Raw genomic sequence first — 14,734 nt, 5'->3', positions numbered from 1 at the left:
ACATCAGAAAAACTCCCATCATTGTAGCAGTAGAAGTTTTTGTTTTATCTACTGTCTACTATGATGGGAGCATATCACTATCCTGCGGCTTCTTGGTTCGAGGCCTCATCCCCACTCTCAATAAGGATGAGTTCGTCTCTACTAATGAGCTATATGATTATCATACCAACCTTAAGCCATGAACACAAATTTCACTCTTCAGTGCTTTTACCATTGTGTAGTAACTGCTCCCTGGGGGGTAATCCTTAATCTCGCCTACAACCATGTATTGGTGCATTTCATAAAATGTTCGTGCTTGAAATTCGTAAGTTGTGAGCAATGCCTTTGTTGCACCTTTCTCCATAGCAAGGGCCTCTATTTTATCGAGTAAGAGGCTGCCAAGGCGGTTACCACGACAGTCTTCTTTGAGCCAAAAATCGTGAATCTCTAACCAGTTCCAATAGACTTCGGCGGAAATGCCGCCAATCCATGACTTGTCTTTATCCAAGACGATGATGTTGATTGGCTGGACAGCCCCTTCTTTTCGTGCTTCACGGTGATAAATTGATTTTTCATTGTTGAATTCCCTGATCTTTTGTTTCAGGAAAGCTGAAAACGCTTCGTTCTGTTCTAGAGATACATCAAATGAATAGTTCATGTTAGAAGTCTCCTTAATTAACGGTTTTGTTCATGTGTGTATTCAAAGTAAGTGCTTTATTTAGTCAGTTTACCAGATGATACATCGTCAAGAACTTACAACCATTTACCCCTAAGATTTATTGTGCTAAACTTTGTGAAGGAGAGAACATATCAGATCTGAAAGGGATGTAAAAATGATTAGTGCTTTAAAATGTGATCATGAACTGACTTCGAATGCTGTGTTGTGCTGCAAATGTGGACTAAATATCTCGGAACATATGGAAGAGACAGACTGGCGTGAAGAGATTAATGAGATCTCCCACTTTATGAGGAAGAAGAAACTGATCATTGCTGCTTTAATTGTGGTTATTCCGATATTCGCAGTTACCGCAGTTTCACTAATCGTATAAATCTGACGTTCGTATTCACCGCTAATCGTGCATATAGTTTAGATACCTTCGGGTTCGCTTAAACTATATGTGCAGTTAGCGGTGTTTTTGTTCGCCGCCGCATATTTCCCGAATACTACATCAATCCTCTAGAATGACTTCAGCAAGCTATAGAAGCCCCGAAATTGACATATGGAAGCTCAAAATAAATCCCGACAATAAAATACCAAAAATAGTTAAATTTATGAAAATCAAGAAAATAAAATAATTGTAAATTTCGTTCTATTTTCATAGTGGCATGATTATTTTATTAATACATAAAGATAACGATGTAACATGTTTTCCTTTAATAAATGAAAAGATCGGTTGATATGGAGTAGGAAAAGGACGTGATGAGAATCAATAGCATGGAGCAATCGCCAGCCGAGCTATTTCACCAAGGAGCAAATTTCAAGGCTTATGAATGGTTAGGATGTCACGCTCATAAAGTTAAGAACATAGAGGGGTATATCTTCAGGGTATGGGCCCCGCATGCTAAAAGTGTTAGAGTCGTTGGCAGCTTTAACGATTGGAATATAGATGTTCCCATCATGAATAAGCTAATGGACGGGATATGGGAGTACTTTGTTGAGGGTGCAGAACCATATGATTCCTACAAATTCTATATCGAAAGGCCTGACGGTACATTTGTCTACAAGAGCGATCCGTATGGATTTCATATGGAAACAAGACCGGGCACCGCGAGCAAGATCTATGACATCAGACGATTCAAGTGGACAGACCAGTCATATCGCAATAGTAAGACCAACAAGAGCATAATGAACGAGCCTGTCAACATCTATGAAGTACAGTTAGGTTCGTGGAAACAATATGAGGACGGCGAATATTTCAATTATGCGAAGCTGACAGAAGAGTTAATACCTTACGTAAAAGAAATGGGTTATACCCATATTGAGCTAATGCCGATCTCGGAATATCCTTATGAGCCTTCTTGGGGGTATCAAGTAACAGGTTATTACGCACCTACTTCTCGTTATGGGACGCCGCATGAATTCATGAGCTTCATTAACAAGTGTCATGAGATGGGTATTGGCGTGATCTTGGATTGGAGTGTTGCGCACTTTCCTAAGGATGAGAATGGGTTGTATGAGTTTGACGGAGATTACTGCTATGAATATAAAGATTCATTGAAAAATGAGCACCCGGACTGGAACACGCGCATATTCGATTATGGACGGCATGAAGTGATGTCATTTCTAATATCGAATGCGATCTTCTGGATTGAGAACTACCATATCGATGGACTGAGAGTTGATGCAGTCGCATCCATGCTCTATCTGGACTATGGCAGAAGAGGTGGAGAATGGCGGCCTAATATACATGGATCTAATGTGAATCTTGAAGCCGTTGCTTTCTTGCAGAAGCTGAATAAAGCAGCATTTGCATATGATCCGAACGTGATGATGATAGCGGAAGAATCCACTGCATTTCCGTTCGTAACGAGGCCGGATTATATGGGCGGACTTGGCTTTAACTTCAAATGGAATATGGGCTGGATGAACGACATGATGGATTACATGTCTACGGACCCGTTATTTCGGAAAAATAAGCACAACAATATCACGTTCTCCTTTACATACGCGTTTTCTGAGAATTATGTTCTGCCGTTGTCTCATGATGAAGTCGTGCACGGCAAATGCTCCATGATTAATAAAATGCCTGGCGAGTACGATCAGAAGTTTAACAACCTGAGAGCCTTCTACGGCTATATGATTGGTCATCCTGGCAAGAAGCTTAATTTTATGGGAAATGAATTCGCTCAATTTATCGAATGGAATTATAACAAAGGCCTGGATTGGTCATTGCTCACCTATGAGAGACACCAGCAGATGCACGATTACGTGAAGGAACTTAATTTCTATTATCTTGAGAATTCTCCGTTATGGGAGAATGACGCCGACTGGGAAGGCTTCAAGTGGATCAGCCATGACGACTGGGAGAAGAGCCTCATCTTCTTCCGCCGAATCGATCGCAATGGCAACGAGATCATCGTCGTATGCAACTTCTGTCCGGTAACTTGGGAGGATTATAGAATCGGCGTTCCTTATCAGGGCATGTATATACCGGTCTTATCGAGCGATGATGCGAAATACGGGGGAACAGGAACGGTGCTGTCTCGTCTCGTTAGTGAGCCGATCCATTATCACAATTACGATCACAGCATCCGTATGACGATTCCTCCGATGTCAACTGTGTTCTATCAGGTCAAGAAGTTAATGAACAAGAGAATAAGAACTGTAAGGAGGAAATAGTATGATCGAAAGCCGCCGCAAAGAATGTATTGCCATGTTGTTAGCAGGTGGACAGGGGAGCAGATTAAAAGTGCTGACAGAGGATATCGCTAAACCGGCAGTGCCATTTGGCGGTAAATATAGAATTATTGATTTTCCTCTATCCAATTGTGTGCATTCTGGTATTGATACAGTGGGCATTCTCACGCAATATCAGCCGCTTGTCCTGAATAACTATATTGGTAATGGACAGCCATGGGGCTTGAATCACAATTACGGCGGCGCACATATACTGCCCCCTTACCAGGGAAGTGAGAAGTCAGAATGGTATAAAGGAACGGCGAATGCAATCTATCAAAATATGCATTTCATAGAGATGTATAACCCTGAATATGTATTAATTCTTTCGGGTGACCACGTATACAAGATGGATTACGCGAAGATGCTCCATTACCATAAAGCAAAAGGTGCTGATTGTACCATTGCGGTACTTGATGTTCCGATCGAAGAAGCTTCTCGGTTCGGAATCATGAACACGTATGAAGACGGCGCAATATACGAGTTTGAAGAGAAGCCTACGGAACCGAAGAGCACGAAAGCTTCGATGGGCGTGTACATTTTTAGCTGGAACGTATTAAAGGAGTATTTGATTCAAGATGAACAGAATCCCGACTCTTCGAATGACTTCGGCAAAGATGTGATTCCTAAGCTGCTTCAAGACAATCTGAAGCTGTACGCTTACTTATTCAACGGCTATTGGAAGGATGTCGGTACGATCGAAAGCCTATGGGAAGCCAATATGGACCTGTTGAATCCAGAAGTTCCAATCGATCTAAAGGATCAAAAATTCAAGATCTATGCGAGAAACTACGCGAAGCCGCCGTGCTTCATTTCCAATAAAGCAACGATCAAAAATTCAATGATTGCAGAGGGCTGCAACATTAAAGGGCAAGTGGAGAATTCCGTCATATTTACGGGCTGCACAATTGATGAAGGTGCATATATCAAGGACAGTGTCATTATGCCGAATTCCTATGTCGGGAAGGATGCTGATATTCAATATGCCATCATCGGAGAAAACGTCAAGATTGGCACTAAAGCCTTGATAGGAAGAGGTGCGGCATCCACAGAGACGGTTACTTCAGGTATAAGTGTCATAGGTCAGAACAAGGAGATAATCGAAGGTCAAGTGATTTATCCGAATGAGATCTATTAGTGCCGATGACTGAAGGGGGATTTTGAAATGAAGATGTTGGGCATCGTATTTTCAAATATATATGATGAGGCATTGGGTGAGTTGACCAAGCATCGCACGAATGCATCGCTGCCATTTGGGGGCAGATATAGACAGATCGATTTTGTGCTGTCCAATATGGTGAATTCAAATATTTCATCCATAGGGGTTATTACCAAGTACAACTATCAATCTCTGATGGACCATCTGCATCTAGCTAGTGAGTGGGATCTAAACCGCAAGAACGGCGGGTTGTTTATTCTTCCTCCATTTGGAGCGGGGAAGAGAAATGTGTATAAAGGCAAGCTGGAAGCCCTGCACGGGGCAGTCAGCTTTATTAATAAGACGAACTGTGACTATGTGCTAATATCCGATTCTAACGTTCTGTGCAATATCAATTATCAGCCTGTTCTGGAGTCGCATATCAAGTCGGGTGCGGATATAACGGTAATTGCGAATCGTGAATGTCCTGAATTCTCCAATCAGAAGAAAGATCTCGTACTCAAGGTGGAGCATGGAGAAGTAACCGAAGCATTCATTAATTATACCTATACGAGTGATATGTACTGCGGTATGGGCATGTACTTGATGGAGAAGAGCTTCTTGCTTCAAATCATAGAAGACTCCATTGCACGCGGATACTATCATTTTGAGAAGGAATTTTTACAGCGTAGATTCTCAGAGAACAAGTTAAAACTGAAAGTATATGAATTCAATGATATCGTGTTAAGAAATGAAAGCACCTACTCCTATTATAAGAACAGCCTGAAGCTGCTGGATGAGAGTGTTCGTGAGGAGATCTTTAATTCTAAGAGACCGATCTACACGAAGGTACGTGACGAGGTGCCTACGCATTATTCGGACAGCACGAAAGTCGTAGACTGTCTTATCGCAGATGGCTGCCGAATTGATGGAACTGTGGAGAACTCGGTTATCTTTCGTGACGTCACCTTTGAAGCAGAGTGCGTGGTTCGTAATTCCGTCGTGATGCAAGGTACATATATCGGTAAAGGCGCTCACATTGAATATGCTATCATCGATAAAAATGTTCATATATCGGATGGCGTGACGCTTATAGGTGTGGAATCATCTCCTGTGATTATTAAAAAAGGGGAACGGATCTAATATGAAATTATTATTCGCCGCAAGTGAGGCATTTCCCTATGTAAAAACAGGTGGTTTAGGAGAAGTCGCCTATGCGCTGCCTAACGAACTGGCTAATGATAAAGATGTCGAGATTGGGATATTCCTTCCATACTATAAATCGATAAAGAATAATCCGGAATTCGAGATTGAATATGTAACCAGCTTTGCTGTCAGCCTATCGTGGCGGACGATTCATTGTGGAATCTTTAAAGCACGCGGCGTGAAGAACAACCTAACCTACTATTTTAGTGACAATGATACCTATTTCTATCGTGATCAGCTATACGGCCACTCTGATGATGGCGAGAGGTATGCTTACTTCTGCAGGGCTATTCTAGAGTCGCTGCCACATATCGGGTTCTATCCTGATGTGATCCATTGCAACGATTGGCAAACAGGCTTAATACCAATAATGCTTAAGGCCAATTACAGCCACATCCCGCAGTATGAGCGGATGCGCACGGTCTTTACGATTCACAACATCGAATATCAAGGTCAAGAATGCCATGAATTCTTCTCCGATGTATTAGGCTTGCCTGAGGAATGGCGCGGCGCAGCGAGCTATGACGGCTGTATTAACTTTATGAAGAGCGCGATCGTATTGTCGGATAAGATCACGACGGTATCCAAGACGTATTCCTATGAGATTCGTGATGCCTATTATGCACACGGGTTAGAGCGCATGCTGCAGGAGAATGCGTACAAAATAGAAGGCATCGTCAACGGTATCGATACCGATTATTACGATCCGAGCAACGACCCTAAGATTCATAAAACGTATCGTGTTGGTTGCGTGAAGGATAAATTGGCGAACAAGATGTGGCTGCAGGAGAAGCTAGGTCTGCCGGTTGATCCGGAAATTCCGCTCATCGCGATGGTAACGAGACTCGTTTCGCATAAAGGGCTCGATCTGTTTGCAGGTGTCGCGAAAGAACTGATGGAGCTCAATATGCAATTTGTCGTGCTAGGGACAGGTGATCGTAAATATGAGGACCTGTTCAAGGAACTTGCCATGCATTACCCGAATAAGATGTCTGCAAATATTACATTTGACGCTGCTCTAGCGAATCAAATCTATGCGGGAGCAGACATGCTGCTTATGCCTTCGAAGAGTGAGCCATGCGGCTTGGCTCAACTGATCGCGATGCGTTATGGAACGATTCCGATTGTCCGCGAGACGGGCGGTCTGTTCGATACCGTTCCAGCCATTAATATCAAAACGCTCGAGGGTCGAGGCTTCACGTTTAAATTGTTCAATGCGCACGATATGCTGTATGCCGTTGAGCGAAGCCTGGATTTCTATAAAGACAAAGCGAAACACAGAAGAATGGTTACCTCTATTATGAAATACGACTGCAGTTGGAGAGGGCCTGTCAAACGCTACTTAGAGCTGTATCAAGAAATTGCGCGTTAATGTGAATGTTTTATACAGCAAGAGTGGGGGCAACTACGATGGACATAAACCATACAGAAATATTAATGTTGTTAAATGACAAAAGCTTGAAGCACAACGGTTGTTATTGTTCAGAAGCGACATTGAAGCAGATCTATAGAGCCGTATGCTATGTCGTACGTGATCTCTTGATGAAACAGCGCAAGCAGTTCATCGAACGTGTTGAACAGGAGCAAGCGAAGCAAGTTTACTATATGTCGATGGAGTTCTTGGTGGGGACTTCACTTCGCAACAATCTGTATAACCTTGGATTGGAGCAAGCATTTACTATCGCTCTTTCGAAGCTGGATACCAACATTGATAATCTATACGAGCTTGAACCGGATGCCGGTTTAGGCAATGGCGGCTTAGGACGTCTCGCATCCTGTTATTTGGATTCTCTAGCTTCAACGGCTGTACCGGCAACTGGCTTCTCGATTCGATACGAGTTCGGGATCTTCAAGCAGAAGATCATTGATGGATGGCAGGTGGAATTCCCCGATGACTGGCTCAATCGCGGGGATGTATGGCTCATACCGAGAGAAGATGAGATCTATGAAGTCAAGTTCGGAGGCTATGTCGAGGAATCGATGCATGGAGGCCGCTATAAAGCGACGCATTGCCATTATGATACGGTAATTGCTGTGCCGTATGATATGTTGATATCGGGTTACGATTCGGAGGCGGTTAATAAGCTAGTGCTCTGGAGCGCAAAGTCTCCGAATCGCTTGGACCTAAGCGCCTTCTCGCGCGGAGAGTACGTCAAAGCGTTGGAGCAGAATACGATGGCCGAGGTTATTACGAAGGTGCTGTACCCTGCGGATGATCATCTGGACGGCAAGATTCTGCGTGTGAAACAGCAGTACTTGCTCGTATCGGCTTCACTGCAAAGCATCCTGAACAAGCATATGAAGAAGTATGGCACGCTGAATAATTTGCCAGACAAGATTGCGATTCACATTAATGATACACATCCAGCACTATGCGTCCCCGAGCTCATGAGACTGTTAGTGGACGAGCATGACTTCGATTGGGATGCGGCGTGGGACATCACGACGAAGTCGATAGCCTATACGAATCATACGGTCATGAGTGAGGCGCTGGAGCGCTGGCCTGAGCATATGTTCAAGCAGCAGCTGCCAAGAATCTATCAGATCGTATATGAAATTAACCGTAGACTTACACAGCAGCTATATGAGCTATATCCTGGAGATAAAGGCAAGGTTGACTACATGGCCGTTATTGCCAATGGCCATATCCATATGGCGAATCTCTGTCTTGCAGCCGGACATAAGGTAAACGGTGTATCCAAGCTTCATTCGGAGATCCTGAAAACAAGCATCTTTCGAGATTACTTTAATACGTATCCGTATAAATTCACCAACGTCACGAACGGTATCGCGTATCGAAGATGGCTCTGTCAGTCGAATCCAAGGCTGACTTCGCTGCTGACAGAGCTGATCGGTGACGAGTTCATGCGTGATGCTGTGGCTCTTGAAGGCTTGATGAAGTATTACGATGACAGCAGCGTCTTGGCACAGCTAAGAGAAGTGAAGCATCATAATAAGCTTGCGCTATGCAGCTATATCTCCAGAATTAATGGTATCGCTGTGGATCCGGATTCGATATTCGATGTACAGATTAAACGTCTCCATGAATATAAGAGACAACTGCTGAATGTGCTGCATATTCTGTATATGTACGATCAGATCAAGAATAATCCGCAGTTGGAGTTCATTCCGCGTACGTTCATATTTGCGGCTAAGGCGTCTTCTGGTTATTTGCGAGCGAAGCAGATTATCCAATTGATCTCTTCGGTTTCCAAGATGATTAATTCTGACCCCGTTGTACGCGAGAAGATCAAGGTCGTGTTTATCGAGGATTACAAAGTCTCGCTTGCCGAGATTATTATTCCGGCGGCTGAAATATCGGAACAGATTTCGATTGCTGGCAAGGAAGCGTCCGGCACAGGGAATATGAAGCTGATGATAAACGGGGCGGTGACAATCGGAACGTTAGATGGCGCCAATGTGGAAATCCTCGAACAAGTGGGCCATGACAACATGTTTCTGTTCGGCATGACCGCTTCAGAAGTTGAAGCACTATGGCGACAGGGCTATAATCCGCTCACTTATTACAACGGCAATCGAGAATTGAGGGCGGTTATGGATATGCTGAGGTCTGACACGCTGGGCACCAGATTTGATGACCTTGTTGCATCGTTGCTGACGAACAGCTTTGGAACAGCAGATGTATATATGAATCTAGCTGATTTCGATTCTTACGTGAACGCTCAGCGAGCTGTCTCGAACAGGTACGCTGATAAGCGCAAGTTCACGAATATGTCGCTCGTCAACATCGCGAAAGCAGGCATCTTCTCGTCGGATCGATCTGTCAAAGAGTATGCTGATCACATATGGGGCGTAAAGGAAATTAAATAATTTCTGACAAGCTATGTTATAGATTTCACATCTACAGCATAGCTTGTTATGCAGATGCAGGTGATCGTAATGGCAATTATGTATGATAGCAGACGACTTGAGCATAAAGATCCATTTGGCTGCGTTAGGCAGGATGAATTGTGTATGATGAATATTGGCATTCCCCGAAGGTATGCTGCGAAAGAGGTATTCATCTGCGTAGAGAATCACCATGGCTATTATGAGGAGTTTCCAATGGTGTGGAGCTCTTTGCAGCACGGCTTTGATCGGTACTCAGGTGGGTTTGCGTTAGCGTACTGTGATTTGTACTATTATCATTTCAAAGTGGTGACGATGCGGTCGGAATTCAAGGTATATAAGCAAGGGTCCAATGAAACTAATATTGGTTCGGGTGAGCGCTGGCAGCTTACTTGTTATGATAAGCAATATGATACACCGCGAGCTTATAAAGGCAAGGTGATGTATCAAATATTCCCTGATCGGTTCCACAGGCTGGGCTCGTGCGATGTGAGCGAGAAGCTGAAGCCATATCATGTACATGATAATCTGACAGATGTCCCCGTGTATCAGTCGAATGATCATGGCGAGATCGAGAACAATGACTTCTTCGGCGGAAACCTGAAGGGGATTCAAGCGAAGCTCCCATATCTGAAAGAGTTAAGTGTATCGATCATCTATTTGAATCCAGTCTTCATGGCCTATTCCAACCATCGCTACGATACGGCGGACTATAAAAGAATCGATCCAATGCTGGGAACAGAGCAGGGCTTTATCGAGTTATGCGACGCTGCCCATGAACTAGGCATGAAGGTCATATTGGACGGTGTGTTCTCACACACCGGAAGCAACAGTATATACTTCGACAAGGAGAATGTGTTCGGCAATGGCGCGTATCACCATCTGAACTCGCCATACTCGTCATGGTTCAACTTTATAGAGTATCCGACGCGCTATGAATGCTGGTGGGGCATTCAAACCCTGCCTTGCGTCAATGAAATGGATGCCAGCTATTTGGACTTTGTGCTGAACCGTGATGATAGTGTGATCCGACATTGGCTGAGGTTGGGAGCTGATGGTTATCGCTTGGATGTAGTAGATGAACTGCCTGATGAGTTTATCGCAAAGCTTAATCGTATTGTCAAGGGTGAGAAGCAAGAATCCATCGTAATCGGTGAAGTATGGGAAGATGCATCCAACAAAGAAAGCTTCGGCATCATGCGAAAGTACTTTACACAGTCGGAGCTTGATTCGGTCATGAATTATCCTTATATGAATGCGATTATTGCCTTTATTAAAGGTGAGAGCAGCGCAGCGGAGCTCGCGCATACAGTAATGACGATCGCAGAAAATTATCCGAAGCCCGTACTCGACTGCTTGATGAACAGCTTATCCACCCACGACACGATGCGCATACTGACGGCTGTTGGCGCGGAGCGGCTCGACTTGACTAAAGCTGAGAAAGCAATGCATAAGCTATCCTCTAAAGCGCTTAGGGAGGCGATTCAGAAGGAGAAAGCTGCCGCATTTCTGCAATATATGCTGCCTGGAAGTCCTTGCATCTATTATGGCGATGAAGCAGGGATGGAAGGGTTTGAAGATCCCTTTAACCGAAGGTATTTTCCTTGGGATAGCATGAATGAGAAGCTGCTCCATCATTATCAAGAGCTTGGAAGGATAAAAACTAGCTATGAAGCATTAGCGCTAGGTACGATTGAAATTGTGATAGCTGATGACAATCTGTTCGGCTTCAGAAGAATATATGATGAATCCGAGCTTACAGCCATCATTAACTTAAATGAGGATTTCATTGAATGTGTCGATATGGCGGGCGATGTCATCATCAGCCATAATTGTGCGTACTCAGGCGAGAGTATCATGCTAGGCAAATACGGATATGTACTACTTTCTAACACGAGCCAAAGTGATAATAACTGAGAAAGAAGAACCCTCAATGCACGAATGGTGCGTGTTGGTGGTTCTTTTTTCGTTTCTTATACCATATGAAAAGCCTTATTCATATAGAACAAGGCTTAGCTGATCTTGGAGGGCTTGTCCAACGCTCCAAGATCTTTGGCGCGCTTCAGGATGGCGATTAAGCTGTTTAAATCTTCATTTGAGCTTCTAGCCTTTAGGTCTTGGATTTCTCCTTTGAGCTGATCAATCAGTTGGTCCTTCTCTTGGAGAATGCGTTCCACTTTACTCAAGTGAGAGAAAATGGAATCGATTGTGAGATCATGATGTTTTATCGATCTTGATGATGACGATTTGGCTTCCATCTTGTTCTTGATTCGAGTCGCTTTAGCTTGTCTGATCTCATGCTCTACTTTCTTTCTGACATCTGAATTCCAGCGAAAACCGCAAGCAGCCGCTGTACGATGCAGCTTAGCTGCCACATCCTTAAAAGCGTTCAATTGTGTACTGCCGTTCTGGATATGGTGCAGAACCGTATCTTTAAGCAATTCGTCATGCTCATGGGTCCAGATATCTCTACGTTCCATCTATGTGATCAACTCCTTGCTATCATTCTATACATCGGAGATTGAAGTTATACATAGGAACTGAAAATAATAGGGTCGACAGCTAGTTTACATTCGAGTGAAACCGAACTGGCATCCGACCGACAATAAGCCGTTATCGATGGCTGCATCCACATCAGAGGAGCGATCTCCGACGATCATACCATGCTTAATAGCAGACACTTGATCAACCTCCGGACGAATAATAGTCAGTTTAACTAGTATTGCATCAATAACTGGAAGATTCAATCAGACTTCAGATTACATTCATGTGAAGAGAAATGATATGTAGGTGTCAACATTGTAAGGCAGAAAGGGATGCAACCTATGATATACTAAATACCGCTGATAGGGGAGAATTTCATAATTTTTATACTAAATAGAGGGTTGAAAGGGGTGTCACTTGATATGGACGCTTATGTGCTGCCCATTAAATATGCGCTGTTCACGTTTCCGATTCTAGCAGCTTTGTTGACCGTACCGTTTCTGATCGTGCAGTATCGTAAATATGGCTATGTGAACAAGTTTCGTTCATTCATCTTGTTTTCCTTCCTGCTGTATTGTATTACTGCTTACTATCTAGTCATCCTGCCGCTTCCTAAGGATACAAGCAACTGTGTACGCGGGGGCTCGCTGTTAACATACGCGCAGTTGACTCCGCTCGGATTCGTAAATGATATTGCTAGAGAAACACAGTTCAGCTGGAATAATCCTGCTTCATACTTGAGCTTGCTTAAGGAGAATTCCTTCTTGCAAGTATTTTTCAATATTTGCTTAACGTTACCGTTAGGCATTTATATGCGCTATTATTTTCGTCGTAACGTGTGGCAAACATTTATAATCAGCGCTTGTACGGCATTGTTCTTTGAGGTAACGCAATTAACCGGATTATACGGGATATATGACTGCCCCTATCGTTTATTCGATGTTGACGACTTGATCACGAACACACTCGGGGGCATGCTCGGCTTCTGGCTGTCGCCGATCTTTACTTACTTCCTGCCTCGATCAGAAGAGCTGGATAAGAATGTGGAATTAGAACATATGACAGTTGGCTTCATTCGCCGCGGTATCTCATTGGTGATTGATATGATGTGCATGGCTATGCTGATGCCGTTAATGATCCCTATAAAGCTTGGGTTTGAGCGGGCTGGTGCTGTGTTCGGGTCAACGGATTTGAATAATGCGGTGTATTCAGTACTATGTATGTTCGTAATCATTTTGATCTATATGATTATCTTACCTGCCATTACGGGTGGAAGAACGATCGGTAAGATGGTGACACGGATTCATGTTATTGAAGACAAGCGTAGAGGACAACCGAGGGAAATTACATTTTTCGCTCTGGTTAAGCGATATGGAATGCTGCATATTGTGCTGGGCGGGTTGTTCAGTCTACTGATGATATCCGCATTGTATGGAGATCTTCCACAGTGGGGGAAATTGTTGTCCATTGTACTTCTCATGATCTTGACTGCGGCATGCGGCATTCATCTGCTGTTGCGGATATTCAGCCTCGATAAGCTGCTGTTCTACGAGCGGATGAGCGGTACGCGAACTGTTATAACGGTAATGCATGAGCCGGACGATTCGGAGACGAAGGCCGACTTGACGGAGTTACCTGAGATGCATAAGCAATCCGAGTCTTCGGAAGCTGCTGGAATAGCTACATCTGAGCAGGAGCAGGTTACGGAACCGACAGCAGATGTGCCGAGCGATACGGAATTGCTGGAGGTCGCTGCTGTTCGGAAAGTAATGGACAGTTTAAAGGATACTGATCAGGAGCAGAAGACATTAGATGATAAACCTAGAGACGACACGATGCTGATGAGTGCAAGCAATCCACCTCTCCCGGATGATGTGACGAGGGAGCTGGAGCGGTTGAAGCGTAAGATCGCGCAGAAAGAGGATTAACGGAATAGGACTCACACTTCTACGTACATTTGACTATACTGATAGCAGTTGGTTAACTCTAGATGAAAGCTATTCATGAAAGGTGGGCTAGCTGTGGGTCCACATCGGGATCATCAAGGCCGACTGCATCGTAACAAAGGCGGTTCCGATGGCAAGGCTCATAAGGATTCTAATCAGCCGCCATGTCCGCCAAAGCATCCGTTGACTGTGCAGAAGGTAGCGCTAATAGCTGCGCTGCTCTGTGAATGGCTGCGGATCGAATCGGTAATCGTGAACCGCTCGAAGAGTGTACAGGTGATACTGAGCGGTGATTTCAGTAGATTTAAATTCGGGCAAGATCTATTTAATGAGGATCTGTTAGCTGAAAACATTGGTCTGTTTGAGGCTTTGGAAGAGTCGGGCGTACTCCCGCCGACAGAAGAAGGAGCCTTGTTGCCTGCTGAAGAGGCTGCTATTATTGGTCCGCTCAGCGAGACCACAGAGGAAGAAGGGCTTCGCAATCGGGATTCCAAGAGAAAGCGTGGGAATCGCGGCCGCCGCAAGCTTCGAAGGAACTTCTCTAAGCAGAGACAATCGAAGAAACGCTAAGCTCTAGCGGCTAATGCTATGTCTGGGACGTCAATATGAGGCGTCCCAGATTTTTTTGCTCGGCGGGCTTGGATTGGTGCACTTTTGAGCTTGTGCAAGCCGTGTTTGAGCACAGATGCGGACACACGATCCGTTATTTTGGTCCACCAACGCAATTTTTCGATA

At 44.2% G+C, this 14,734-nt stretch carries 11 protein-coding genes; 9 read left to right on the top strand and 2 right to left on the bottom strand.

Translation table 11 applies throughout. From position 1 onward, the window contains the following. Window positions 1-160 precede the first annotated feature (160 nt). Window positions 161-637 carry a GNAT family N-acetyltransferase gene (locus tag AC3WTP_RS15350; protein ID WP_492395495.1) on the bottom strand — a complete coding sequence of 159 codons (477 nt, stop codon included), beginning with the start codon at window positions 635-637 and terminating at the stop codon, window positions 161-163. A 175-nt stretch (window positions 638-812) separates the two neighbouring features. On the opposite strand from AC3WTP_RS15350, the gene AC3WTP_RS15345 reads away from it, so the two are divergent. From AC3WTP_RS15345 to AC3WTP_RS15315, 7 genes are all read left to right on the top strand, one after another. Continuing rightward, window positions 813-1,028, top strand: a complete 216-nt coding sequence (locus AC3WTP_RS15345) for a hypothetical protein (protein WP_492395494.1) — start codon at window positions 813-815, stop codon at window positions 1,026-1,028. A 371-nt stretch (window positions 1,029-1,399) separates the two neighbouring features. Then, window positions 1,400-3,319: a 1,4-alpha-glucan branching protein GlgB gene (gene glgB, locus AC3WTP_RS15340; RefSeq protein WP_492395493.1), complete on the top strand. Its 1,920-nt coding sequence runs from the start codon at window positions 1,400-1,402 to the stop codon at window positions 3,317-3,319. A gap of 1 nt (window position 3,320) precedes the next feature. Further along, a complete protein-coding gene (locus AC3WTP_RS15335; protein ID WP_492395492.1) occupies window positions 3,321-4,514 on the top strand; it encodes a glucose-1-phosphate adenylyltransferase in 1,194 nt (397 codons plus the stop codon). Window positions 4,515-4,541: 27 nt separating this feature from the next. Then, window positions 4,542-5,657, top strand: a complete 1,116-nt coding sequence (gene glgD / locus AC3WTP_RS15330) for a glucose-1-phosphate adenylyltransferase subunit GlgD (protein WP_492395491.1) — start codon at window positions 4,542-4,544, stop codon at window positions 5,655-5,657. A 1-nt stretch (window position 5,658) separates the two neighbouring features. Further along, the gene (glgA, locus tag AC3WTP_RS15325) at window positions 5,659-7,092 is read left to right on the top strand and encodes a glycogen synthase GlgA (RefSeq protein WP_492395490.1); all 1,434 of its coding nucleotides are present in this window, start codon (window positions 5,659-5,661) and stop codon (window positions 7,090-7,092) included. 38 nt (window positions 7,093-7,130) lie between these two features. After that, window positions 7,131-9,551: a glycogen/starch/alpha-glucan phosphorylase gene (locus AC3WTP_RS15320; protein ID WP_492395489.1), complete on the top strand. Its 2,421-nt coding sequence runs from the start codon at window positions 7,131-7,133 to the stop codon at window positions 9,549-9,551. A gap of 69 nt (window positions 9,552-9,620) precedes the next feature. Then, window positions 9,621-11,486 (top strand): glycoside hydrolase family 13 protein, encoded by a 1,866-nt coding sequence (locus tag AC3WTP_RS15315; RefSeq protein WP_492395488.1) that lies wholly within the window; start codon window positions 9,621-9,623, stop codon window positions 11,484-11,486. A 95-nt stretch (window positions 11,487-11,581) separates the two neighbouring features. Here AC3WTP_RS15315 and AC3WTP_RS15310 read toward each other — a convergent pair whose 3' ends face one another. Next, window positions 11,582-12,049, bottom strand: coding sequence for a hypothetical protein (locus AC3WTP_RS15310; protein ID WP_492395487.1), 468 nt, complete (start codon window positions 12,047-12,049; stop codon window positions 11,582-11,584). Between the two features lie 426 nt (window positions 12,050-12,475). Here AC3WTP_RS15310 and AC3WTP_RS15305 point away from each other — a divergent pair, with 426 nt between their 5' ends. After that, window positions 12,476-13,981 (top strand): VanZ family protein, encoded by a 1,506-nt coding sequence (locus tag AC3WTP_RS15305; RefSeq protein WP_492395486.1) that lies wholly within the window; start codon window positions 12,476-12,478, stop codon window positions 13,979-13,981. Between the two features lie 93 nt (window positions 13,982-14,074). Beyond that, window positions 14,075-14,569, top strand: a complete 495-nt coding sequence (locus AC3WTP_RS15300; RefSeq protein ID WP_492395485.1) for a hypothetical protein — start codon at window positions 14,075-14,077, stop codon at window positions 14,567-14,569. The last annotated feature ends 165 nt before the right edge of the window (window positions 14,570-14,734 follow it).

This window comes from Paenibacillus sp. EB106-04-04-XG159 (assembly GCF_058791835.1).
The sequence above is the reverse complement of the archived record's forward strand: the minus strand, read 5'-3'. Positions and strand labels throughout refer to the sequence as shown.

Excerpts from the sequence above, each read along its gene's own strand:
- glgB (WP_492395493.1), top strand. The coding sequence starts at position 1,400 with ATGAGAATCAATAGCATGGAGCAATCGCCAGCCGAGCTATTTCACCAA.
- AC3WTP_RS15350 (WP_492395495.1), bottom strand. The coding sequence starts at position 637 with ATGAACTATTCATTTGATGTATCTCTAGAACAGAACGAAGCGTTTTCA.
- AC3WTP_RS15345 (WP_492395494.1), top strand. The coding sequence starts at position 813 with ATGATTAGTGCTTTAAAATGTGATCATGAACTGACTTCGAATGCTGTG.
- AC3WTP_RS15315 (WP_492395488.1), top strand. The coding sequence starts at position 9,621 with ATGGCAATTATGTATGATAGCAGACGACTTGAGCATAAAGATCCATTT.
- AC3WTP_RS15320 (WP_492395489.1), top strand. The coding sequence starts at position 7,131 with ATGGACATAAACCATACAGAAATATTAATGTTGTTAAATGACAAAAGC.
- AC3WTP_RS15310 (WP_492395487.1), bottom strand. The coding sequence starts at position 12,049 with ATGGAACGTAGAGATATCTGGACCCATGAGCATGACGAATTGCTTAAA.
- glgD (WP_492395491.1), top strand. The coding sequence starts at position 4,542 with ATGAAGATGTTGGGCATCGTATTTTCAAATATATATGATGAGGCATTG.
- AC3WTP_RS15335 (WP_492395492.1), top strand. The coding sequence starts at position 3,321 with ATGATCGAAAGCCGCCGCAAAGAATGTATTGCCATGTTGTTAGCAGGT.
- AC3WTP_RS15305 (WP_492395486.1), top strand. The coding sequence starts at position 12,476 with ATGGACGCTTATGTGCTGCCCATTAAATATGCGCTGTTCACGTTTCCG.
- glgA (WP_492395490.1), top strand. The coding sequence starts at position 5,659 with ATGAAATTATTATTCGCCGCAAGTGAGGCATTTCCCTATGTAAAAACA.